This window comes from Mucilaginibacter dorajii (genome assembly GCF_024808255.1).
Taxonomy (GTDB): domain Bacteria; phylum Bacteroidota; class Bacteroidia; order Sphingobacteriales; family Sphingobacteriaceae; genus Mucilaginibacter; species Mucilaginibacter dorajii.
This window is the reverse complement of the sequence record NZ_JANTYS010000016.1, coordinates 1-22,539: the sequence shown is the minus strand read 5'-3', so window position 1 is coordinate 22,539 and position 22,539 is coordinate 1. Positions and strand designations below refer to the sequence as shown.

Below are 22,539 nucleotides of genomic sequence, written 5' to 3'. Positions count from 1 at the left end.
GTAGAACATACCTAAAACATGAAATATTTTTTCTGCTTGCTTTTTCTATTTTCAAATTTTTCCGTTTTCGCGTTAAATACAACCGACGATTTAATTGACGAATTGAAGGTGGAGATCTCTAAAAAAAGTGCCTATGAAAGTATCAAAGAATCGCGGATCAATAAATTAAAACTGTATCGTTCCAGATTGCCGGCAAATGATTTTGAGGGACAATTTTACTATCTGGATGGTTTGTACAACGAGTATAAGGCTTACCAGTTTGATTCGGCCTACGTATACGTTGATAAGATGATTTCTTTGAGTAAACTCAAGGGAGATAAGCCCAAAGAGTACTACAGCTATGTTAAAATGGCCTTTATTTTGCTTTCATCGGGCATGTTTCATGAAGCATTTGACTTTTTGAACAAGGTAGATGTAAAAGCACTGGACAATCGCGCTAAAATAGACTACTATTTTTTCTTAGGTAGGTGTAATTACGATTTAGCCAATTATAGTAATGATAAGTATTTCACCCCGCGCTATATCGATGAAGGTAATAAAGCCATTGATTCGGCAATAGCCCATTGCGGCACCGATTTTATAAGTCGCAATTACCTGCTCGGCCTTCAAAAACTGCAGGAAAAAAAATACGAGGAAGGAAAGCTGTGGTTTAGTAAGCTGCTTGAAAAAGATGAGGTAATAACGATGCACCTGAGGGCAATGGTTTCATGCTCATTAGGGTTAATTTATTTAGAAACCAACCAAAAATCAGAAGGTATTAACCTGATGATCCATTCGGCCATAGCTGATGTCAAATCGTCAACCCGCGAAACAGTCGCGCTCTATACTCTGGCCAACCTGCTGTATAAAAACGGTAATATTAAGGATGCCTATAAATTTATACAAATAGCACAAGATGATGCTGATTTTTATGGAGCAAGGCAACGAAAAATACAGATAGGTGCCATTTTACCTTTAATTGCCACTGCCGAACTCAATAATTCCGAACATCAAAAAAATCAATTTCTGATACTGCTGTTAACCATTACTACATTGGCTTTACTGGTAGTGTTCTTCCTGGTGATGATTGGTAAGCAATTAAAAAAGCTAAAGATCAAGGAAGCTATAATTGAAGGGAAAAATTTGGAATTGAATAGCATTAATGAAAAGCTTTGGGAAGATTCCAAAATTAAAGAGGAGTATATAGGGCAGTTTTTTAAGGAGATCTCCGGGTATATACTAAAACTCGAAAATTTAAAGATTTCTGTTAATGCCAAACTTTCTATGAAAAAATATGAGGCTATACATACGCTGGTTGACCATATTGACATTAAAAAAGAGCGAAAAAATCTTTACTATAGCTTTGATCACATCTTCATAAAAATATTCCCCAACTTTATCAATGTGTTTAATGAGCTGTTTGACGAAAAAGATAAGATCTGGCCCGATAGTGATGAAGTGCTCAATACCGATCTGCGCATTTTTGCCCTTATCAGGATGGGGATTTCAGATAACGACACTATTGCTAAAATACTGGAGTATTCTGTTAATACAATCTACGTTTACAAAATGAGGATAAAGGCCAAATCGCTACACCCCGAACAGTTTGAAAAACGAATTATGGATATACGGACAATTGATCCATCGACCGGTTTAGGGCTGGGATAGTCTCACCGTAGAAATAATTGCTGTTTTACCTCATTCAGAATAAGTATAATGGTTAATTTAAGTTATATTTTTTTGATATACATAATTGTTAACTTCCTTTTTTACAGTGTTTTATAAATAATAATTGTTATATTTTTTTTAAATTTATAAAAACGTATAGCTAATCCAAGATTGTACCCATTACTTTGTATTAATCATTATTTGTTGCCGATTAAATAAGCCGCCGGCATCATAATGACTACCAATTTTTTCGCCAATTAAACTATTGTAATTAAAATTTTCATAAGCGCTATTGCATGGCTTGCTGTGTGAAACTGTTTTCAGGCTTTCTGAAGAAGGCTAATTAGTTGCTGATTTCTCAATTTGGGTTATAATAAACAAATTAAATTAATAGGTAATGATCAGTTTTTGCAATTAAAAATCCTGTTTGTTGCTGTATAGATAAATTATTCCTGAGGTATTAACTAATTCTTAAAAACATGCATTGATTTTTCGCTATTATAAACTTACAACTACTATTAAACAACCAATTAAACAACTAAAACTAAATTTATGCAGCTAAAAAACTTACTCAAAGTAAGCTGTTTTGCCATTTTTTATTTCTTTGCTTTGTCTGCCCAGGCACAAAACAAGGTTATAACTGGTAAAGTTACAGACTCACAAGATGGCTCTGCACTACCCGGTGTATCCATTTTAGTAAAAGGAACAAATTTTGGAACCAATACCAGCGGTACAGGCGAATTTAAAATATCGGTTCTAGCGGGTTCAAACACGATTGTAGTATCATTTATTGGCTACGTTTCTCAGCAGATTGACATTACCGGAAAAACTTCGGTTGATATTAAATTGGTAGGTAGCGCTACAGCTTTAAGTGAAGTACAGGTTGTAAGCGTGGGTTACGGATCAACACGTAAAAAAGATTTGACGGGTGCGGTATCAAATATTGGCGCTAAAGACTTTAACCAAGGTGCAATCATCAACCCGCTTCAACAAATACAGGGCAAGGTAGCAGGTGTAGTTATCATTGAAGGTAGCGGCGACCCCAATCAGAACGTAAGCATCCGTCTGCGTGGTCAAACATCTATATCTGGTGATCAGTCTCCATTATTTGTGGTAGATGGCGTGCAGCTGAATGATCCAAGCCAGTTTCAAAATATCGCTCCAAGCGATATTGAGGCATATGATGTATTGAAAGATGCGTCTGCTACGGCAATTTACGGTTCACGCGGTGCTAATGGTGTTATTATAGTAACAACAAAAAAGGGAAAAGCAGGCAGAGCCGAGGTGACTTATAACGGTTATATAAGTATGGCTAAGCAAGCAAACTATTTTGATCTGTTAAACACTGCCGAGTATTTAGCTACCCCGCAGGCTAAGGCAAATCCTCAAACTTTACAAGGAGAGTCAAATGATGTTAATACAGATTGGCAAAAGGCTATTAGTCGTACAGCGACTGTTCAAAGTCATAACCTCGCTATATCGGGGGGGACAGGGTCTTTCAATTACCGGGCATCATTAAACTACCAAAACCAGGAGGGTATCATCATCAATAGTGGTAAACAGCAATTGGGACTTAGGTTTAATGCCCAGCAAAAGGCATTGAACGATAAGTTGGATATTCAGTTTGGTTTATCTAATGTAAATACCAACAGGAGCTTAACTAATCAATCAAGTATAGGATACGTATTTAACGCGTTGCCTACTATCCCTGTTAGATTGGCTAATGGCGCTTACAACGATTTTGGTGCAGGCTATAATGCTTACAACCCGGTTGAATACCTGGCAGAAACATATAACAAGCATAATGAATACCTCACTAACATAAATGCCACTGCGAACTATAACATTTTGCCCGAACTTAAGATAGGTGTTACCGGCTCAACAGTTCGCAATAATGTGCAAACACACTACTTTCAGCCATCGTTTACCGCTCAAAATAGTGTAAGCCAGGCAAATGATTATAATTATAATACCAACTCTTATAGTGGCGATATCCATGCAAGCTACGATAAGAAATTTGGTAAGCACAGTATTTCAGTTGTAGCTGTTGCAGAAAAAGACGTGTTTTATTATGACTACTTTTTCGCCGCGGCTCAAAATCTTTTAGTGCCAGAGGGCCTGGATAATAACTTAGGCACCGGTATTTCTCCCGTATCAGTTCCAATTGGTTCATACAAAGAAGAATATCAGCTTAGTTCATTACTTGGTCGTGTTAATTACAATTACGACAGTCGCTTTTACGCTACAGTTTCTGTACGTAATGACAGATCAAGCAAATTTGGTGCTAATTTCCAATCAGCTTATTTTCCGGCGGTAGCGTTGTCGTACAGGCTTAAACGCGATTTGCTTAAAAATGTAGAATGGGTAGATGATTTTAAATTGCGTGCGGGCTTTGGCGAAACAGGTAACCAATCGCCAATTGGTGATTACAGCAGTCTGGCCCTTGTTGCACCGGGCAATAGGTATTATGACGGAGCGACTGGTAACTATCCATCAAGCTATGCCCCAAATCAAAATGCTAACCCGTACCTAAAATGGGAAACAAGGGTTGGCAGAAACGTTGGTGTAGACTTCTCATTATTTAATGATCGTTTAACAGGCGATATTAATTATTATAATGATAAAACCAAAAACCTACTATTTTACAGTACTGTAGCAACCCCTCCAAACCTGGTTGGTCAAACATTTGCCAACGTAGGAGCAATGACCAATAAGGGCCTTGAAATCGCGCTTACCGGTAATATATTAACCGGCAGCGGACTAACCTGGACCGCATCTGGAAACATCAACTTTGTAAAAACCCGCATTGCCAATTTATCTGGCACACTTGCAGATGGGCAAAAAGTTAATACCAGTTTCTTAGAAGTTGGGTATGCGCAAGGCCAGGGCTTAAGTTCTACCGCTATCACCCGTTTCGTACCCGGATATGCGCCTTATGTATTCAGACTTTATCACTACACAGGGGTCGATTCTAAAGGAGTTGAGCAGTTTGATGGTAAAACCCTTGCCGAATATACCGGCAATATCGCGCCTTATCATTACATTGATCCAAGCCCTAAATTTAACTATGGCTTTAGTAGTAACTTTGGTTATAAGCAGTGGAGTTTGGGTTTCTTCTTCCGTGGTGTTTATGGTACCAAAATATTTAATAACACCTTGTTAGATTATGAAACAGTTACCCGCTTGCCGCAAACAAACACTACCCGTGCTGCTTTGACCAACGGTGTAACCAGCGCGCCAACAGCTTCAGACAGGTGGCTTGAAGGAGCATCTTATCTCAGGTTAGATAATGCTTCTATCGGTTATACCTTTAAAAACGTTAAGGGTCTTAATTCTTTAAAGGTTTATGTTGCAGCTAATAATCTTTTCATAATTACCAAGTACAGGGGGTTAGATCCTGAGGTAGACACAGCACCTAACAACAACCCTAATCAAAATTATGTTGATGCAGATTACGGTGGTTACGCTTATTACCCAAAAACAAGAACATTCACTTTTGGGGCCAGTGTTTCATTTAAATAGAAGCTGTTATAATCAAATAAAAAAGACATGAAAAATAAAAAAATATTATACCTGCTTCCGGTTGTAATGATGTCGGGTATGCTAACTCAATCGTGTAAAAAGCTTGATCAGAACGCGTACAGCGTTGTGCCAATCGAAAATTTCTATAAAACGCCTGCCGAGATAGCGGCTGGTTTGGCACCTGCATATTCTGCATTAACGCCATTGCAAACCGAAAACGTTTTCCAGCTTAACGAAGCCTCTACCGATGAAATGATCATTCCGACACGTGGTAACGACTGGTATGATGGCGGCTCACACGTTCAGCTTTGGCAGCACACTGTTGACGCCAACAACTCAAATGACAATGGTGGCTGGCAGGATTTAAGTAATGGTATTACCAAATGTAATTTCGTAATAAGCATTATAAATGGCCTGGCAAGCAAACCCTCAAATGCTCCTGCTTTGATAGCAGAGATCAGCGTTTTGAGAGATTATTATTTGTTTTTAATGACAGACCTTTATGGTAACATTCCCCTGGTAACTACCTACAGCGCCAGCGCCAGCGTAGCACCCGTAAAAAGGGCCGATGTTTATGCTTATCTTGAAAAAGACCTTGTAGAAAATGTTCCTTTATTATCTGCGGATAATGCTACAGCCAACCCTGCCAATTATGGTCATTTTAATCAATGGGGCGGCTATATGCTTTTAGCTAAACTGTATCTAAATGCGCAGGTTTACACAGGCACCGCGCAATGGGCAAACGCGTTAAAGTATGCGCAAATGGTTATCGATTCAAAGAAATACAGCTTACAGCCTAATTTTTTAGATAACTTTACTTATACCAACAGGGGTTCGGTAGAAAACATTTTTACCATTCCGTTTAATTATCCGTTGATAAAAGGTAACGTAATACAAATGTATACCCTTAACTACAATAACAACTTAACGTTTAACTTAACCAATCAACCTTATAACGGTTTTTGTGCTCCAAGAGCATTTTACAAATCATTTACTGATGATGATGCGCGCAAAAAAATGTGGCTGGTTGGTCAGCAATATACCGCATCGGGAGCCCCTATATCAGGAACTGTGCTAAGTACTTATGTAAACGAATTGAGTAACCCTGCCGATAGCTTTAAATACGCAGGTGCACGTAGCGTAAAATATCAACCACAACCTGGTACTGGCAGTGACGGTACCAGCAATGATGGCGTTAGGTTTCGCCTTGCCGATGCATATATGATGGCAGCGGAAGCACAATTGCATCTTGGTAATGTAGCCGGTGCACTTGTTAACGTAAATTTAATAAGAGCAAGAGCCGGCGTTGCGCCGTTTGCAACTTTAACTATGGATAATTTACTTGCCGAGCGTGGTCGTGAATTTGCATGGGAGGGTTGGAGAAGGAATGATCTTATCCGCTTTGAAGTGGCAACAGGAACTAAATATTATACCGGTCCACGTACTCCGGGTAAGGTTCAGGATGCGGCAGATAATCATACATTTGTATTTCCAATACCTCAGCCACAAATTAATACCAATCCATTGTTAACACAAAATCCTGGTTATTAATATTAAAGCTGAATCATATTCCTTAAACACAACGGAACAGCAACAATGCTGTTCCGTTGTGTTTAAGGAAAGTTTCATATAATAGTTCTGATAAATGAAAAAAGCGATAATTGTGTCGGTGATATTAGTGACTGCCGGCCTTATCCCGTTTAGCTTACAAAGCAGTATAAACATAAAGGCCAAATATTTTGATGTTTGTCAGCAATTTGCACCCAGTGTCGGAAGCAGTCGTTGGAAAGAAATATTAGGGCTCCCGGAAGAGCAGTGGCAAATAAACAATACCAGTTTGGGCTTCTCCGTTCACAATACCAAACAGGATATTAAGGTTAGAGCGATAACAGCCAACGCCTTTGAGGTCATCAATAACCAACATCACATTAGCTATCGTTATTTATACACAGTAATCCCTGGTGTTACCAATGCCAACACCTCGACAGTCATTATCAACCACAATACAAACGGTTTAAAGTGGCTTATTTCGCAGTTTTCGTCATCGGTGTCACCATCTTATCTGATTTTATGTCTTAAAGGGTTTATGGAAAACTCAAAATTATATTATGGGTTTGCCATTAAAGAAACAACTATTACCGCCCGTTATATGGCCGTTAAAAAGGCCACTATAATAGCCCAAAATAAATACCACCAAACTGCGGAAGCCGCCCAAATTGTTAACAATTTTATTAATCAAAATAAACTTAAGGCCATCGCGCCTTTGTCTGCTTCCTATTATCCTTATAAAACAGATTCTTTACAAATATTAGTTGGGCTGCCTGTAAATAAAGCTTTAACTTCAACGGGCGGAATTACCTTTATGCAGTTTCACGCGGGTAAAATGCTTGTAGGCAATTTTAAAGGAAGGTACGCAGACAGGCATAAAATTTACGCGGCTATGGAAAGGTATATGGATGATCATGGACTATTAAAACAAATAGCGCCTTTTGAAACCTATTTAAACAACAAGATACCAACTGGCGATAGCGATATGGTAAATATGCAGCTTAGCTATCCCGTAATTTAAAATTATGTTGCCAATGAGGTATAAAAATATTTTGTGCTTTTGCTTGTTGCCTTTGTTAATACTATCCTGCAAAAAAAAGCAGGAAATACCCGCGCTATTTCAGCTATTGCCATCCTCGCAAACCAACATCCACTTTGTAAACCACATCAGCGATAATGATAAACCCGGTATTTTAGACTATTTGTATTATTACAATGGTGGCGGCGTAGCTGTTGGAGATATTAACAACGATGGGTTGCCCGACATCTTTTTTACATCAAACCAAAAAGGGGGAAACAAGCTTTACATCAATAAAGGGAATTACAAGTTTGAAGATATTACCCAAAAGGCAGGTGTAGCCGGCAGTGCCGATTGGAGCACTGGTGTCACCATGGCCGATGTTAACAATGACGGCTACCTTGATATTTATGTTTGCGCGGTAGCGGGCAAATTAGGCCTTAAAGGGCATAATATGTTGTATATCAATAATCATAATGGCACGTTTACAGAGCAATCTGAGCAATACGGGCTTGATTTTTCGGGCTATAGTACACAAGCAGTCTTTTTTGATGCCAATCATGACGGCTTGCTTGATTGCTTTTTGCTAAACCAGTCGGATCATTCGGTTGCTGTTTATGGCGATACATCGGCCCGGCGAATTGATAACAAACTGGCAGGTAGCAAATTTTACATCAACACAAAAAATCACTTCGCCGATGTTACTAAAAAAGCGGGTATTTACAGTAGTGCCCTGGGCTACGGTTTGGGCGTTGCCGTAGGCGATTTAAACAACGATGGCTGGGAAGATATTTATGTTGGTAATGATTTTCATGAAAATGATTATTACTACATCAATAATCACGATGGAACGTTTACCGAATCGGGAGCTAAACATTTTAATCATTACAGCCGCTTTAGTATGGGGAATGATATGGCCGATTTTAATAATGATGGTCAGCTGGATGTGGTAACTGCCGATATGTTGCCCGGCGAGGAAACTGTGCTCAAAAGTTATGGCGGCGATGAATCATATGATCAATACAAACTAAAAATTACCCGCAACGGGTTCCAAAATCAATATTCACGCAATTCGCTCCAAAAAAACATGGGTAACGGCGAAGCTTTTAGCGATGTTGCTTTAATGGATGGCGTTGCCGCGACGGATTGGAGCTGGAGCCCGTTGCTTGCCGATTTTGATAACGATGGCATTAAAGACCTTTTTATAGCCAATGGAATAAAACGCCGGGCGTTGGATATGGATTATGTAAGCTATATCTCCAACGATCAGGTGCAGGGGCTGCTCAATAATTCCGGCCGGTACGATAGTGTCGCGTTAGCTCAAATGCCTTTGGGCGATGTACATAGTTACCTGTTTAAAGGCAACAAAAACGAAAAATTTACCGATAAAAGCTGGGATTGGGGTATGCATAATCCCGGCTTAGCTAACGGCGCCGCATATGCCGATTTGAATAATGATGGCAGGCTTGATTTGGTTACTAATAATGTAAACCACGAAGCAGGGATCTATAAAAATACGCTTGCAAAAATAGCCTACTTAAGTCTCAAATTTACCGGCAGGCAGGATAACATTTTTGGTTTGGGCACAAAGGTATACGTGTTTTGCAAAGGGCAAATGCAGTACGAGCAATTGATGCTCACGCGGGGGTTTCAATCATCGGTTGAGCCTAAGCTGCATTTTGGCTTAGGTAAGCAGCAAATTATAGATAGCGTTTTAATTGTTTGGCCAAATGCATCATACCAGGTTTTGAAAAATGTGAAGGCTAACCAGCAGTTAACTGTCGACGAACGGAACGCAAATGGCAAATTTAAATATGAGCTTTTTTTCCCATCTAAAAAACCGATTTTTAAAGAGATAACTAACACCATACACATTAATTGGAAGCATAAGGAAAATGATTTTGTTGATTTTAACCAGCAGCCGCTCATCCCGCATATGTTATCGGCAGAGGGGCCGCGGATGGCGGTTGCCGATGTAAATCATGATGGTTTAGATGACTTTTACGTATGTGGTGCCCAAAATCAGCCTGGCGCGTTGTTTTTGCAAACGCCCGGCGGCGACTTTAAAGCATCTGTGCAAAAGGCATTTGAAGCCGATTCGGCAAGTGAAGATGTGGATGCGGTGTTTCTTGATGCAAACCGGGATGGCTTTCCCGATTTGTTTGTAGCGAGCGGCGGCAATCAATTGGTTAATGGTTCGGCTGAATTGGCAGATCGTTTATATATAAATGATGGCAAGGGTAATTTTACACGCTCGGCTAATATCCCGTCAATCAAAACAAATAAATCGGCAGTGGCAGTAGCCGATATTAATTATGATGGGTATCCCGATATTTTTATCGGCGGCGCGCCGGATGCCTTAGGGTTTGGTAAAATAGTGGAGTCGTACCTGTTGATGAATGATGGGCATGGCGGATACCACCAGGTTGAGATTCCCGAAGAGATAAAACATGCCGGCATGTTGCGTTCTGCTGCCTTTGCCGATATTGATAACGATGGCTGGCCCGATTTAGTTGTAGCGGGCGAATGGATGCCGGTGAAAATCTTTTTAAATAAGAAGGGAAGCTTAGTGCCGCAAAATGAACCGGAGATGGATCAGCTATCGGGCTGGTGGCAAAAGATTGTGCTTGCCGATGTAGATGGCGATGGCAAAATAGATATACTGGCGGGTAATTACGGCTGTAACTCAAAGCTTAAACCAACACCGGCGGCGCCCATCAAACTATATCTTTCAGATCTGGATAAAAACGGGACGATTGACCCGATAATAAGCTATGGCATCGACCAAAAATACTACACATTTTTAGGCAAGAGCGACATAGAGCGACAGGTACCGCTTATTAAAAAGAAGTTTTTATATTTTCATGATTTTGCCGGCAAAACTGTAGAACAGTTATTTGGCGATTCGTTAAGTGATACAAAACCTTTACAAGCTACTTCGTTTCAATCGGGTGTTTTTTATAACCAGGGCAATGGTCAATTTCAATTTAAGGCGTTTCCATCATCGGCACAGGTTTCCCCACTTTTTGGGTTAAGTGTATTCACGGCCGGCAATCAAAAAGGAATCATTGCCGGGGGCAACTTTAGTGGTGTGTTACCTTACGAAGGCCGGTATGATGCCGACTATGGTGATGTACTTTGGGTAAATGGGAGAGATGGATTTACAGAAACATCGCCGGAATCATCTGGCTTTTTGCTGCGCGGAGAGGTGCGGGATATTAAAGCCATCAAAACTAACGCCGGCTTTATATACGCAGTAGCTTTCAATAATAAACCCATCAGATTTTTTAAATTAAATAAGTAATAAAAACATATACATATTGTAAAGTAATTATTCCCTTCTGTAAATATGAGATCATTGCTTTTAACTATAGTAGTTACTTTAATTTTTACATCGTGTAAAAAGCCCGATTACAAGGTTTATTTCAGCAACCCGGCTTTGTATAGCAATACGGTACATGAATTAAACGGGGTAGTTATGGGTAATAATTTTACGCCGGTAGTGGCTTCCCGTAATTATGCCTATGCTACTGTTGCCGGGTATGAGGTAATAGCAGCCGGTTATCCAAAACAATATCAATCACTTGTTGGGCAATTAAATGGTTTGCAAAATGTTGCTAAACCTGCAGCAAATGAAACCATAAATTTTGAGTATGCCGCTTTATTAGCTTTTTGCAAAGTAGGCGAGGCTGTTACCTTCCCCGAAGGAAGCCTTAAATACTATACCGACAAGTTACATGAGGCCGCTGTTTTACATGGAATGCCCACTGAAATGATTAGTAGTTCTGAAACTTATGCAAAAGCTGTCGCGATGTCAATAATGGCGTGGAGTAAAAAAGACAACTACCTTAAAACGCGCAGTACCACCAAGTTTGCCATTAATGACCAACCAGGGCGATGGGTACCCACGCCCCCGCTTTATGGCGAAGCCGTTGAACCGCACTGGAGCGAGATCAGAACTATGGTAATGCATAGTGCCAAAGAATATAGCGTGCCTATGCCACCTGTATTTAATGTAAAAGATAAAAGCAGCAAGTATTACCAGGAAGTAATATATATCAAAAACGCTGTTGATAGCCTCACTAAAGATCAGGCGCATATGGCCGATTTTTGGGACGATAATCCGGGCAAGCTAAATGTTAAAGGGCATTTAACTTTCATTACCAAAAAGTTTTCTCCCCCTGGCCATTGGTTAAGTATTACCGGCATTGGTGCCAAAAAAGTAAATGCTGATTTTAATAAAACCGTTTATGCTTACGCTAAAACGGCCATAGCGCTATTTGACGCGTTTATTGAATCGTGGACGGCCAAATACACCTACAACACCGCGCGGCCCGAAACAATTATTAACGGCTATTTTGATGCCGGCTGGCGGCCACATTTGCAAACGCCGCCATTCCCCGAATATACCTGTGGGCATTGCACCATATCTGCTGCTGCTGCCGAAGCTTTAACCAGCGCGTTGGGTGATAATGTAGCTTATACTGACACTTCTGAATTGGAATTTGGCATTAAAAGCAGATCGTATAAATCATTCAGGGATGCGGCAAACGAAAATGTTTGGGCGCGTTTTTACGGTGGGATACATTTCCATAATTCGTGCGTGGTATCCAATCAGTATGGAAAAATTGTTGGTGACTCGGTTGCAGTAAAACTGGTTATGAAAAAATAATATTGATAATGAGAAAAATATATACATGGTGTAGCCTGCTAACGCTATCAATTTCAATGACAGTGAAGGCCCAGGATATAAACCCCTGGGTGGTTAAAGCGGATAAGATAGACCCCGCAAATTATTACGGTATCACTGTAGCCAATGGTATGATAGGGATAGTATCGGCACCAGAACCTTTTAAAGTAAAAAATGTGGTGCTGGCCGGCGCTTATGATCTGTACGGCAGGGGTAGGGTGAGCAATTTTTTAAATAGTTTTAACCTGCTTAACATGTACCTGGAGATTGATGGCAGGCGTATTGATGCCAAAAATATCAGCAATTTTAAGCAGGAATTGGATATGCAGCACGCCGCTTTCACCACCACGTTTGATTATGCCGATAAGGCCACTATAAAATATACCTACTATTCCCTTCGCCAGTTGCCATTTACCGTATTGATGGATGTATCCGTTATGGCAAAGAAAGCCATCAGTATTACATCGGCCAGTGTAATGGAAGCGCCGGACGCGTTAAAAGAAGTGCAGAATTATTATAATGAGATAGACCGGCCGCACGTAACTATCAGTCTTTTAACCTCAACAGCTAAAAGCCCTACCGGAAAAATGCAGCTATGCGCTTCAACATCATTCTTATTTACCGAGCCTCATGGACAGGAGCCACGCATTATTCACGAAATGTGGGATAATAACATGCACCTCATGAAGTTTAGCAAAACCGTAGCCGCCGGCGAAACTTATAAGTACGCGGTTACCGGTTCGTCTATCACTTCGGCGCATCATGCCGATCCGTTGAATGAGGCCGAACGTTTAACCATTTTTGCCAAATTGGAAGGTAGGGACAGGCTGATCAAATTCCATAACAAAGCCTGGGATGATCTTTGGGCCAGCGATATCCAGGTAGAAGGCGATGCGCAGGCTCAGCAGGATATTCATAGTATGTTATATCATTTATACTCGTTTTCTCGTGCGGGAACCGCTTATTCGCCATCGCCAATGGGGTTGTCTGGCTTAGGTTACAACGGTCACGTTTTTTGGGATTGTGATATATGGATATACCCGGCTATGCTGGTGCTTCACCCCGAAATTGCAAAATCGATGGTTGAATATCGTTTTGAGCGATTAGATGCCGCCCGTAAAAACGCGTTTTCGCATGGTTATAAAGGAGCCATGTTCCCTTGGGAAAGTGCCGACAGCGGGGTAGAGGAAACGCCGGTTTGGGCATTGAGCGGTCCGTTTGAACATCATATTACAGCCGACGTTGCACTTGCAGCATGGAATTATTACTGTGTTACACAGGATAAAGACTGGCTGCGTGAAAAAGGCTGGCCATTACTATCTGCCACTGCCGATTTTTGGGCAAGCCGCGTTGAACGGAACGGTCCCGGGCATTATGATATCAAAAACGTGGTTGCTGCCGATGAATGGGCCGAAAATATTGATAACAATGCTTTTACCAACGCCGCTGCACAGGCTAACCTGTTGAACGCAACAGCCGCTGCCAAAATATTAGGATTTAAGGCTGATGCCGATTGGCAGCTGGTGGCGCAAAATATCCCCATCCTGAAAATGGATAACGGCGTTACGCGTGAGTTTGCCACTTACAACGGCGAAGGTATTAAACAAGCCGATGTAAACCTTTTAGCTTACCCTTTAAAAACCATAACAGATGCCGGGCAGATTAAAAAAGACCTGGAATATTACGAAACCCGTGTACCCAATGAAGGCACCCCAGCCATGACACAGGCTGTTTTTGCATTGTTGTACGCACGTTTAGGCAATGGCGATAAAGCTTATCATTTCTTTAAAGACGCCTACGAACCCAATTTGAACCCTCCGTTCCGGGTAATTGCCGAAACAAAGGGGGGGACAAACCCATACTTCGCCACTGGTGCCGGCGGTATTATTCAAAGCCTGTTAATGGGTTTTGGTGGGTTGGATATCACCCCGGCAGGGATAGTGCAAGTTAAAAGTAAGCTACCATCTAATTGGAAATCGCTTACAATTAAAGGAGTAGGGGTTAATAAGATGCAATTCAAATTGTCGAATTGATAAACCCCCTCTAAATCTCCCGGGAAGCTACCGTGCACCCACATCTTTTTTGTTAAGGAAAATGTCATTTCGATAGAGCGAAGGAGGGGAATGAGCGGGGTGCGAAAGAGAAATCTTGTACGCCTTACATGGCCGAATGTCCGCTGTTACAGGATTTTTCGCTGCGCTCAAGAGATAGTTTCTCCTCACCTCCGGCGCGCAATCCCACCCCTTGTTCGTCGAAATGACAACGTTTTTATTGAGAGAGTAGGTTTAACAAGATGCGGGTACACGGTAGCCCGGGAAGGGGAAGAATAAAAGTCTACTTTAGAACCACGACAACAACAAAAAAGATCGCCCACAAAAGGCGATCTTTTCACTGTTATATATAGGATTTAAATTGTAAGCCTTATTGACGTACGCCAAAGCCGCCACGGTTGCCGGCAAAACTTTGGCCTCCTCCTCTGTTACCGTGATCCTGGTTTCTGCTTGGCTGGCCACCACCATTATTGCGGTCGCTGTGATCTTGTCCGCCCTGGTTTTGGCCACCCCAGCCGCCCTGGTTGTGGTTACCTCCATTGTTTTGGTTGCCATGATCCTGTCCACCCCAGTTACCCCGGTTATAATTACCGCCTTGGTTTGGTTGGCCGCCCCAGTTTCCACCGTTTCGTCCATCACCCGGCCTTCCGCCCCAATTTCCGCGGTTATGATCATTTCCCCATCCGCCTCTGTTCCATCCACGATTATCATGGTTTTGATAAGCATATCCTCCATCATACCTTCTGTCAAACCTGCGGCCCCAGTTACCGCGGTCGCCCTGGTAGCCACCCCACCTTTCCCTGTAAATATCGTGGTGCAGGTACGGCTGCCTGCCACGTACTTCGTACCTTACGGCAGTACGCCAATCGTAGTTACGGTATGCACCCGGCAGGTAAGCGCAGGTTACCCAGTTATTGCCATTATTATAGTAATAGCAATGATTTGGAACGCTATAATAAGCCTCTACCTCAGGTAGATAGTAATAATCATCGCTATTGTCGTTGTAGTTTACCTGTGCATTATCATCATCGTAAACCGGTTGATCCTGAACCACAACAGGTGGCGGGGCAGGCACGTAAACACGCGGACCGGGGATGTGAAATCCTAAATGTATAGAGAGTTGAGCGTTTGCCTTATTTGCAAATAAACCACTCATTGCTATTGCTGATAATATGACTAACTTTTTCATTTTGTTAATTTTTATATAGCTATGACGATGGAGAACTGCAATGGTTTAATCCATTGTTACTATATATGTTTAAACGGTTATATAATGGTATTTAATTGCATTGTAATTCGATTTAGCAAAATTTAAATTTGAAATGGTGTTTTTAAGGCAGGGGAAAAAAGCCGCTCACAGACGACTCACCCGGTCTACGCTTCGCTGGACCGCCCTCTCTCCACTTCGTGCAAAGAGGGCTGGAAAAAATAGCCTAAAAAACTTCTCAACCCTCTTTGCGGCTTGCCGGAGAGAGGGTCGGCCAGCATAGCGTAGCCGGGGTGAGTTGTAACCCGCGTTCAAAACGATATCCTTTGTAAAACCTCAATGTCATACAATTACTACAAAACAGATTTTGGGTTTACCTGTATATTTGTTTAATTTGATAACCAACAATCAGATACCATGAAAAAAAGAAATTTAATTTCGGCTATGTTGCCTGTAACAGCAATAGCCGGCCTTGTGTTGCTGCTTAATGCCTGTAAAAGCGGCAGTACCGATCATAAAACCGGGGCAGATACAACTTCTACCACAACCAGTTCACCTAATGCCGGCCTTAAATTGCAATCGGGCTTTAGCGCCGCTGTAATTGCCGAAAAGCTGGGCGGTACCCGGGAAATAGCTGTTACTCCGCAAAACAACATCTACGTAAAGCTTAACAACTTTAAAGATGGCAAGGGTATTTTGTACCTAACCCAGGATAGCACCAAAGCCACTTTAACAAAAAGCTTTGGCGATTATAAAGGCACGGGAGTGTATGTAAAAAAAGGATACCTGTATACTTCATCGGATGAGGAAGTTTTCAGGTACAAATTGAACGACAAAAATGAGGTGATCAATCCCGATCAGCCTGAAAAAATAGTTACCGGTTTGCTAAGTCGTGGTGAGCACGAGGCTAAAGCTATTACGCTTGATAACGATGGTAACCTATATGTAAACATAGGTGCTTATTCAAACGCCTGCCAGGTTGCCGACCGTAAAAAAGATTCGCCGGGCCAAAAAGGCTGTCCTATTCTTGATTCGGCAGGTGGCATATGGCAGTTTAAAGCCGACAAGCTTAACCAGCATTATGGCGATGGCATCAGGTATGCAACCGGCCTGCGCAATGTGGTTGGTATGGATTGGAATCAGCAAAACAACCAGCTTTTTGTGATGCAGCACGGCAGAGATCAATTGCATGACCTATTCCCTCAATATTTTACCACCAAACAATCGGCCGATTTACCTGCCGAATGTATGTACGCCATTAAAAAGGGCGATAACGCCGGCTGGCCCTATATGTATTACGATTGGCAGCAACATAAAAAGATACTGATGCCAGAGTATGGCGGTGATGGTAAAAAAGAAGGCGGCCAAACAGCTATTGATCCTGCGGCAGCCTTTCCTGGTCACCTTGCACCTAACGGTCTGTTGTTTTACACAGGCAGCCAATTTCCGGAGAAATATAAAAACGGCGCTTTCATCGCCTTCCATGGTTCATGGAACCGTGCGCCCGAGCCACAGGCAGGCTACTTTGTGGTATTTCAGCCATTTAAAGATGGCAAGGCAAGTGGCGATTACGAGATATTTGCGGACAACTTTGCAGGTTCGGCAGATAAAGCGGCAACCGGTAGGGCAGAACACCGCCCATGCGGACTGGCGCAAGGCCCTGATGGTGCTTTATACGTAACCGACGATAACCAGGGAACCATTTACAAAATCACTTATAAAAAATAATAATGGACTTCAAAAAAGCCCTTTTACTGATATTAACTTTTGGACTATTTACCGCCACGTTGCAGGCGCAAACCAAACATAAAAAAACAACTGCAACGCATGCTCCATCGGCAGCATTAAAAGCATCTATTGCCGCCGGCTTGCCCATATTTACCGAAAACTGTGTGGCATGTCACCAGGCCGATGGTACCGGCATCGCGCATATGAATCCACCGCTCATCAAAACACCTTTTGTTTTGGGTGATAAAACCAGGCTCATTAAAATTATATTAAATGGTTTTAATGACGATGTAGAGATCAATGGCGAGCGCTACTCCAACACCATGGCATCGCACGATTTTTTAAGCGACCAGCAAATTGCCGATTTGCTTACCTACGTGCGCAACAGCTTTGGCAACAAAGCATCGGCCATAACCATGGCGCAGGTGAAAGCGGTAAGGGCGGGGAAATAGGAAGCCTCACCCTGCCCTCTCCAAAGGAGAGGGTTCTAAAGTATTGATTAAGTGGGGGGACTTTAATGAAGTGGATCGAGAAGTAGTTCGACAGTATTTAAACAGAAAAACCGGCCAAAGCCGGTTTTTCTGTTTAAATCTATCAAATGAAATAATCACCCATGCTTCTTAAAGTCCTCTCCTTTGGAGAGGATTTAGGTGAGGCTCTTACTCTGTTACCTGGTAAGTATAAGCCAGGGTGTGTTTCATTTTTGAACGTACCCTTTTCAGGCTTTGCTCGATATCAATTTTATCGCCGTTGATGGTTACTTCCATAAAGGCTTTTTGATAGTTGAGCAGGGCTTTTGTCCAGTTTTTGTTTTTTTCGTAAAACAAACCCAACAGATTATAAATTTCTGTGGTATCAATACCCGGCGTGTTCAGGGCTTTGATAGATACGCTGTTTACCAGTTTTTCCATGTTCAGAAAAACCAGCAGGTCAAGATAATCTGTATAATTATCCGGAAACGAGGGCTCAAGCTCCATACAGGTTTTAAAATGATAACCAGCTGTTTGATAGTCTTTCATCTCGTAATAATATATGATACCCAACTGGTAATGCGCGCGGGCATATAAAGGATCATTGCTGATGATCTCGTTCAGTAGTTTTAATCCTTTAGTAGTTCTTCCGTATGAAAGCTTATCCACGGCCCGCAAATACTTTTCTTCGATAGTATAATAAGTGTCCATAAATTAAAAAATGTAATTGCGCTGCTGTGATGCAGTGCTGGTCAATAAATAATGTTGTAATAAATTCTGTCCGTATAAATAATTGTTGCGGCTAAACCGGACTGGAGAAGAGTATCATCGATGCATAACCCTTCTGCTGCGGCACCAAGGGCCACATTATATTTTTGCAGAATGAATTTTGAAACAGCATCATTTATTTTTTTACAAATTTACAGTTTTTGTGGCAATTTGCAAAATGAGGAAAAACAACAAATAAGTTGCGGCGATATATTTCGACGGGACACTTAGAGATTGCTGTGCGCTGCGCATGAAAATCCACCATGTCATTGCGAGTTTTAAAATCCGCGGACTGTGAAGGTGGAAATGACGCAGATCGCATGGCGGCGAAGACTCACCCGCCAACGCTACGCGCGGCACCCTCTCTTCGGCTTCGCCGGAAAGAGGGGTTTGAATATTTTTTTTCATTTATATTGCTTGTAATCAATTGATTAACTATTAAAGCCCCTCTTTCCACCGCAGGTGAAGAGAGGATGGCGGGCGTAGCCTCGCCGGGTGAGTCTTAGTCAGCGTTTAAAGCCAATGTTTGTGTAAAGTACAAAACGTCATGGGTAGGCACGAAGCAATCTCACGCTTTACAGGGCGGATTTGCAGAGTTCGCGATTGCTTCGTGCCTCGCAATGACATGGCTTTATATAGTTAATTCGTCCTTCACAGGCCACCGCATTTTAACACTTTCCATGTCGACTCTTTTGGTTTTAAGCAGCTTCTAAGAAAAACTTAAGCCGCGATAGCCGTATTTGCCTTACCGGATTCTATCAAAAAGTTGGTTTTCAACTCCTTTTCAGATACAAGCACGCTAAAATTATCGTATTTAACACCGTGTTCAAGCGGGTAAAGAGTATAGCCACGTTTAAGGGCGTCATAGGTTCCAAGCTCGAAGATCTCGTCTTGTTGTTTTCCTTTTATCTTGGCACCGCTCACTAACTGGTAAGCGTCAAATATGGTTTCAAAATTATTGTTTTTCATGGTACACGTACCTTTACAATTATTTTGCCAGTTTTTAACCGAACCAATCGAAAAGATCATTTTGCTTCAGCGTAGCCTTTTTGGTGGAATCTAAATCATTGATGATCAAGCCTTCGCTCATTTGTATTATTCGTGTGCCGTAGTTATAGGCATCTTTAAGGTTATGGGTTATGAGTATAGCGGTCAGTTTAAAATCGGCGATCAACTTATCGGCGGTACGCATCACCACCTCGGCCGATCGTGGGTCGAGCGCGGCGGTTGGCTCGTCTAAAAGCAAAACCTTGCAGCTGTCCATTACGCTCATTAGTAGGGTAAGCGCCTGCCGCTGCCCGCCGGAAAGGGTGCCCATGGATTGCTCTATTTTATTTTCGAGGCCCATGCCCAGGGTGGCTATTTTTTCTTTTACCTGTTGTTTAAACTGATCGTTGATGCCTATGGTTAAACCTTTGGGTTTGGTGCGGATGGCGGCCAGTCTAAAATTATCCAGAATGCTGAGGTCAGATGCCGTGCCGCTTATCGGATTTTGGAATACCCGGGCTATCCATTGGCTGCGGTGATGGTCGGCCAGTTTGGTTACATCGTTATCGTCAATAATGATAGTGCCTTTATCCGGGATCACGCTGCCGGCCACCAGGTTAAGTAAAGTTGTTTTACCCGAACCGTTGGAGCCTACAATCACCAGGAACTCCTCGCTTTTGATATTAAGGGTGATGCCATTAACTGCGTTCACCTGGTTGGCTTTACCCTTATTAAAAACCTTGTGAATATCGTTTATAGCTATCATGAGGCTCTATTAAAGGATAAACGTGGCAGACTAACTATTAGCAATACAAAGGCGGCGGTACCCAGCTTTAACAGGTTAGGGTCAACACCGATAGCCAATGTAAACGCAAGTACCAGCTGAAATATAACAGCCCCGGCCAAAACAAGTACTAAACTGATCCATACGCTGGTGATCTTAAACCAATTGATCAGGGTTTCGGCAATGATAACCGAACCAAGGCCCACAATCACAATACCGATACCCATACTGATGTCCGCAAAACCCTGGAACTGAACAATGAGATAACCACTTAGGGCAGTAAGCGCGTTTGCCAGCGCCAATCCGGTGATCTTCATTCTATCTGTATTTACACCCAGCGCACGGATCATTGATTCGCTGTTGCCGGTGGCACGCATGGCAATACCGAAATCTGTTTTTAGCAAGTAGCCGATTAAAAACGTGATGACGATAACAAATATGGAAATAATAATGAGCGTGTTTTGATTAGGATCGGCAATCAAATGAAAACCATTAAACAGCGATGGCAGATCGCTCACTGGCAGGTTTGATCGGCCTAAAACAATCAGGTTAACAGAATAAAGCCCCGTCATAACCAGGATGCCGGCCAGCAAGGCGTTTATTTTCAATTTGGTATGGATCAGCCCGGTTAATGCCCCGGCTAAAGCCCCCGCAACAATAACCACGGGCAAAATAACCCAGGTTGATTGATGATGCGTAAGCATAATTCCCGTTACAGCACCACCCAGCGTATAGCTGCCATCGGTAGTAATATCGGGGATGTTAAAAATTTTCATGGAAATATAAATACCCAGCGCTATAGCCGAATAACACAAGCCCTGCAATAAAGCGGTTAGGTAAAAATCCATTTATTTAACAGCCTGGAAATTTGGTGGAATGGTGATATTGTATTTTTTAGCCGCTGCGGGATTATAAACCCTCGTCCTGATCTTAACCAGTTCGGATTTTATGCCTTCGGTTTTATGTGTCTTCAAATATTGCGCGGCCTGTTCACCTGCCTGGTATCCCCATTGGTAAATATCGGCACCAAAGGCAGCCACGGCACCACGTTTAACCAAACCCGCTTCGCTGGTAAAAATGGGTACGTTTTTCTCGTTGCAGCTTTTTAAAATGGTTTCAAACGATGCGAACACGGTATTATCCGGGTTTGCAAAAAACGCGTCTATATTTTTGCTTAGCAGCGACTGTGTTACCAGCTGCGCATCGGCAGAGGTATTTACCGGCAAAGCCACAATGGTGATATTCTGCTTATCGGCCAGGCCTTTAATGCGGGCAAGCGCGTCTGTTGATTGTGGTTCAGATTGATTGTAGATCATCCCGATCACCAATTTAGCACCTTTGGGCTTTAACAGTTTAGGGATGATATTAAATGAAGTATCGATATAGTTAAGCTCCTCTAATGCACCAAACAAGTTAGCAGGCGCTTTGCCGCTTGCATCAAGCACCTTCATACGCTCGGGTACCGGCGATACCATGGCAAACACAGGGATCTCCTTTGTTTTTTGTAAGGCGGCTACGGTTGCCAATGTAGTGCAGGTGGCCAAAAGGTCTACTTTCTCTGATATGAAGTGATTAATAATAAGCCCCAGGGTTGGGATATTACCTTGTGCATTGCTGTATTCTATTTGAACAGTCTTTTTCTCTTCGCTAAAGCCATTCTTTTTTAAGGCATCGGTGAAGCCGGTACGGGCTTGTGATATAGTAGCATCTTCAAAGGCATCGGCAAAACCAACTACCGGCACATCAACAGCCTTGGGTTTTGGCTTACATGCCACCATCGAGAGCAATAAAAAAGCAGCGGGGAGATATTTAAAAAACTTCATTGTACTAAATTATATATTTAAGCCGAAAGCTAAAAGGATAAGGGCAAAAGGTGAGAATTGTTTGACGGGCGGGAACGATAATATCTATTCACCCGTCATTGCGAGTAGTAAAATCCGCGGACTGTGAAGGTGGAAATGACAACATCGCCCCCTTGTCATTGCGAGTGATAAAATTTCGCGAAACTCTGAAGGTAGAATGATAATATAAAGCTATGTCATTGCGAGGCACGAAGCAATCGCGAACTGTGCAGATTCGCCCTGTATAGCATGCGATTGCTTCGTGCCTCGCAATGACA

At 42.2% G+C, this 22,539-nt stretch carries 16 protein-coding genes; 9 read left to right on the top strand and 7 right to left on the bottom strand.

What is annotated here, in order from left to right; genetic code table 11:
• The first annotated feature begins 18 nt into the window (after positions 1-18).
• The 7 genes from susR (at position 19) to FHS10_RS20085 (ending at position 14,458) form a co-directional block, all read left to right on the top strand.
• Positions 19-1,647, top strand: a complete 1,629-nt coding sequence (susR, locus tag FHS10_RS20115) for a SusR family glycan utilization regulator (protein ID WP_259093967.1) — start codon at positions 19-21, stop codon at positions 1,645-1,647.
• Between the two features lie 552 nt (positions 1,648-2,199).
• Positions 2,200-5,169, top strand: coding sequence for a SusC/RagA family TonB-linked outer membrane protein (locus FHS10_RS20110; protein WP_259093964.1), 2,970 nt, complete (start codon positions 2,200-2,202; stop codon positions 5,167-5,169).
• A gap of 27 nt (positions 5,170-5,196) precedes the next feature.
• Positions 5,197-6,720: a RagB/SusD family nutrient uptake outer membrane protein gene (locus FHS10_RS20105; protein WP_259093962.1), complete on the top strand. Its 1,524-nt coding sequence runs from the start codon at positions 5,197-5,199 to the stop codon at positions 6,718-6,720.
• Between the two features lie 94 nt (positions 6,721-6,814).
• On the top strand, positions 6,815-7,738 hold the full coding sequence (locus FHS10_RS20100) for a GyrI-like domain-containing protein (protein ID WP_259093960.1): 924 nt from the start codon (positions 6,815-6,817) through the stop codon (positions 7,736-7,738).
• Positions 7,739-7,751: 13 nt separating this feature from the next.
• Positions 7,752-11,039: a VCBS repeat-containing protein gene (locus FHS10_RS20095; RefSeq protein WP_259093959.1), complete on the top strand. Its 3,288-nt coding sequence runs from the start codon at positions 7,752-7,754 to the stop codon at positions 11,037-11,039.
• A 45-nt stretch (positions 11,040-11,084) separates the two neighbouring features.
• Entirely contained in the window at positions 11,085-12,407 is a 1,323-nt protein-coding gene (locus FHS10_RS20090; protein WP_259093958.1) for a vanadium-dependent haloperoxidase, read from the top strand.
• 8 nt (positions 12,408-12,415) lie between these two features.
• On the top strand, positions 12,416-14,458 hold the full coding sequence (locus tag FHS10_RS20085; protein ID WP_259093956.1) for a kojibiose hydrolase: 2,043 nt from the start codon (positions 12,416-12,418) through the stop codon (positions 14,456-14,458).
• 388 nt (positions 14,459-14,846) lie between these two features.
• On the opposite strand, the gene FHS10_RS20080 is transcribed toward FHS10_RS20085, so the two are convergent.
• Positions 14,847-15,665, bottom strand: coding sequence for a hypothetical protein (locus FHS10_RS20080; protein WP_259093954.1), 819 nt, complete (start codon positions 15,663-15,665; stop codon positions 14,847-14,849).
• A gap of 435 nt (positions 15,666-16,100) precedes the next feature.
• Between FHS10_RS20080 and FHS10_RS20075 the strand changes: the two genes are divergently transcribed.
• Entirely contained in the window at positions 16,101-17,411 is a 1,311-nt protein-coding gene (locus FHS10_RS20075; RefSeq protein ID WP_259093952.1) for a PQQ-dependent sugar dehydrogenase, read from the top strand.
• Positions 17,412-17,413: 2 nt separating this feature from the next.
• Positions 17,414-17,863 (top strand): c-type cytochrome, encoded by a 450-nt coding sequence (locus tag FHS10_RS20070; RefSeq protein ID WP_259093949.1) that lies wholly within the window; start codon positions 17,414-17,416, stop codon positions 17,861-17,863.
• Between the two features lie 207 nt (positions 17,864-18,070).
• On the opposite strand, the gene FHS10_RS20065 is transcribed toward FHS10_RS20070, so the two are convergent.
• From FHS10_RS20065 to FHS10_RS20040, 6 genes are all read right to left on the bottom strand, one after another.
• The gene (locus FHS10_RS20065; RefSeq protein ID WP_259093947.1) at positions 18,071-18,592 is read right to left on the bottom strand and encodes a tetratricopeptide repeat protein; all 522 of its coding nucleotides are present in this window, start codon (positions 18,590-18,592) and stop codon (positions 18,071-18,073) included.
• Between the two features lie 201 nt (positions 18,593-18,793).
• Positions 18,794-19,057, bottom strand: coding sequence for a hypothetical protein (locus tag FHS10_RS20060; protein WP_259093945.1), 264 nt, complete (start codon positions 19,055-19,057; stop codon positions 18,794-18,796).
• 312 nt (positions 19,058-19,369) lie between these two features.
• Positions 19,370-19,618, bottom strand: a complete 249-nt coding sequence (locus FHS10_RS20055; RefSeq protein WP_259093943.1) for a hypothetical protein — start codon at positions 19,616-19,618, stop codon at positions 19,370-19,372.
• A gap of 34 nt (positions 19,619-19,652) precedes the next feature.
• Complete coding sequence (locus tag FHS10_RS20050) at positions 19,653-20,402, bottom strand: ABC transporter ATP-binding protein (RefSeq protein ID WP_259093941.1); 750 nt, start codon at positions 20,400-20,402, stop codon at positions 19,653-19,655.
• Entirely contained in the window at positions 20,399-21,268 is an 870-nt protein-coding gene (locus FHS10_RS20045; protein WP_259093939.1) for an ABC transporter permease, read from the bottom strand. The genes FHS10_RS20050 and FHS10_RS20045 overlap by 4 nt, the downstream gene beginning before the upstream one ends.
• Positions 21,269-22,243, bottom strand: coding sequence for an ABC transporter substrate-binding protein (locus FHS10_RS20040; RefSeq protein ID WP_259093936.1), 975 nt, complete (start codon positions 22,241-22,243; stop codon positions 21,269-21,271).
• Positions 22,244-22,539: the final 296 nt, after the last annotated feature.

Excerpts from the sequence above, each read along its gene's own strand:
- susR (WP_259093967.1), top strand. The coding sequence starts at position 19 with ATGAAATATTTTTTCTGCTTGCTTTTTCTATTTTCAAATTTTTCCGTT.
- FHS10_RS20110 (WP_259093964.1), top strand. The coding sequence starts at position 2,200 with ATGCAGCTAAAAAACTTACTCAAAGTAAGCTGTTTTGCCATTTTTTAT.
- FHS10_RS20105 (WP_259093962.1), top strand. The coding sequence starts at position 5,197 with ATGAAAAATAAAAAAATATTATACCTGCTTCCGGTTGTAATGATGTCG.
- FHS10_RS20100 (WP_259093960.1), top strand. The coding sequence starts at position 6,815 with ATGAAAAAAGCGATAATTGTGTCGGTGATATTAGTGACTGCCGGCCTT.
- FHS10_RS20095 (WP_259093959.1), top strand. The coding sequence starts at position 7,752 with ATGAGGTATAAAAATATTTTGTGCTTTTGCTTGTTGCCTTTGTTAATA.
- FHS10_RS20090 (WP_259093958.1), top strand. The coding sequence starts at position 11,085 with ATGAGATCATTGCTTTTAACTATAGTAGTTACTTTAATTTTTACATCG.
- FHS10_RS20085 (WP_259093956.1), top strand. The coding sequence starts at position 12,416 with ATGAGAAAAATATATACATGGTGTAGCCTGCTAACGCTATCAATTTCA.
- FHS10_RS20080 (WP_259093954.1), bottom strand. The coding sequence starts at position 15,665 with ATGAAAAAGTTAGTCATATTATCAGCAATAGCAATGAGTGGTTTATTT.
- FHS10_RS20075 (WP_259093952.1), top strand. The coding sequence starts at position 16,101 with ATGAAAAAAAGAAATTTAATTTCGGCTATGTTGCCTGTAACAGCAATA.
- FHS10_RS20070 (WP_259093949.1), top strand. The coding sequence starts at position 17,414 with ATGGACTTCAAAAAAGCCCTTTTACTGATATTAACTTTTGGACTATTT.
- FHS10_RS20065 (WP_259093947.1), bottom strand. The coding sequence starts at position 18,592 with ATGGACACTTATTATACTATCGAAGAAAAGTATTTGCGGGCCGTGGAT.
- FHS10_RS20060 (WP_259093945.1), bottom strand. The coding sequence starts at position 19,057 with ATGAAAAAAAATATTCAAACCCCTCTTTCCGGCGAAGCCGAAGAGAGG.
- FHS10_RS20055 (WP_259093943.1), bottom strand. The coding sequence starts at position 19,618 with ATGAAAAACAATAATTTTGAAACCATATTTGACGCTTACCAGTTAGTG.
- FHS10_RS20050 (WP_259093941.1), bottom strand. The coding sequence starts at position 20,402 with ATGATAGCTATAAACGATATTCACAAGGTTTTTAATAAGGGTAAAGCC.
- FHS10_RS20045 (WP_259093939.1), bottom strand. The coding sequence starts at position 21,268 with ATGGATTTTTACCTAACCGCTTTATTGCAGGGCTTGTGTTATTCGGCT.
- FHS10_RS20040 (WP_259093936.1), bottom strand. The coding sequence starts at position 22,243 with ATGAAGTTTTTTAAATATCTCCCCGCTGCTTTTTTATTGCTCTCGATG.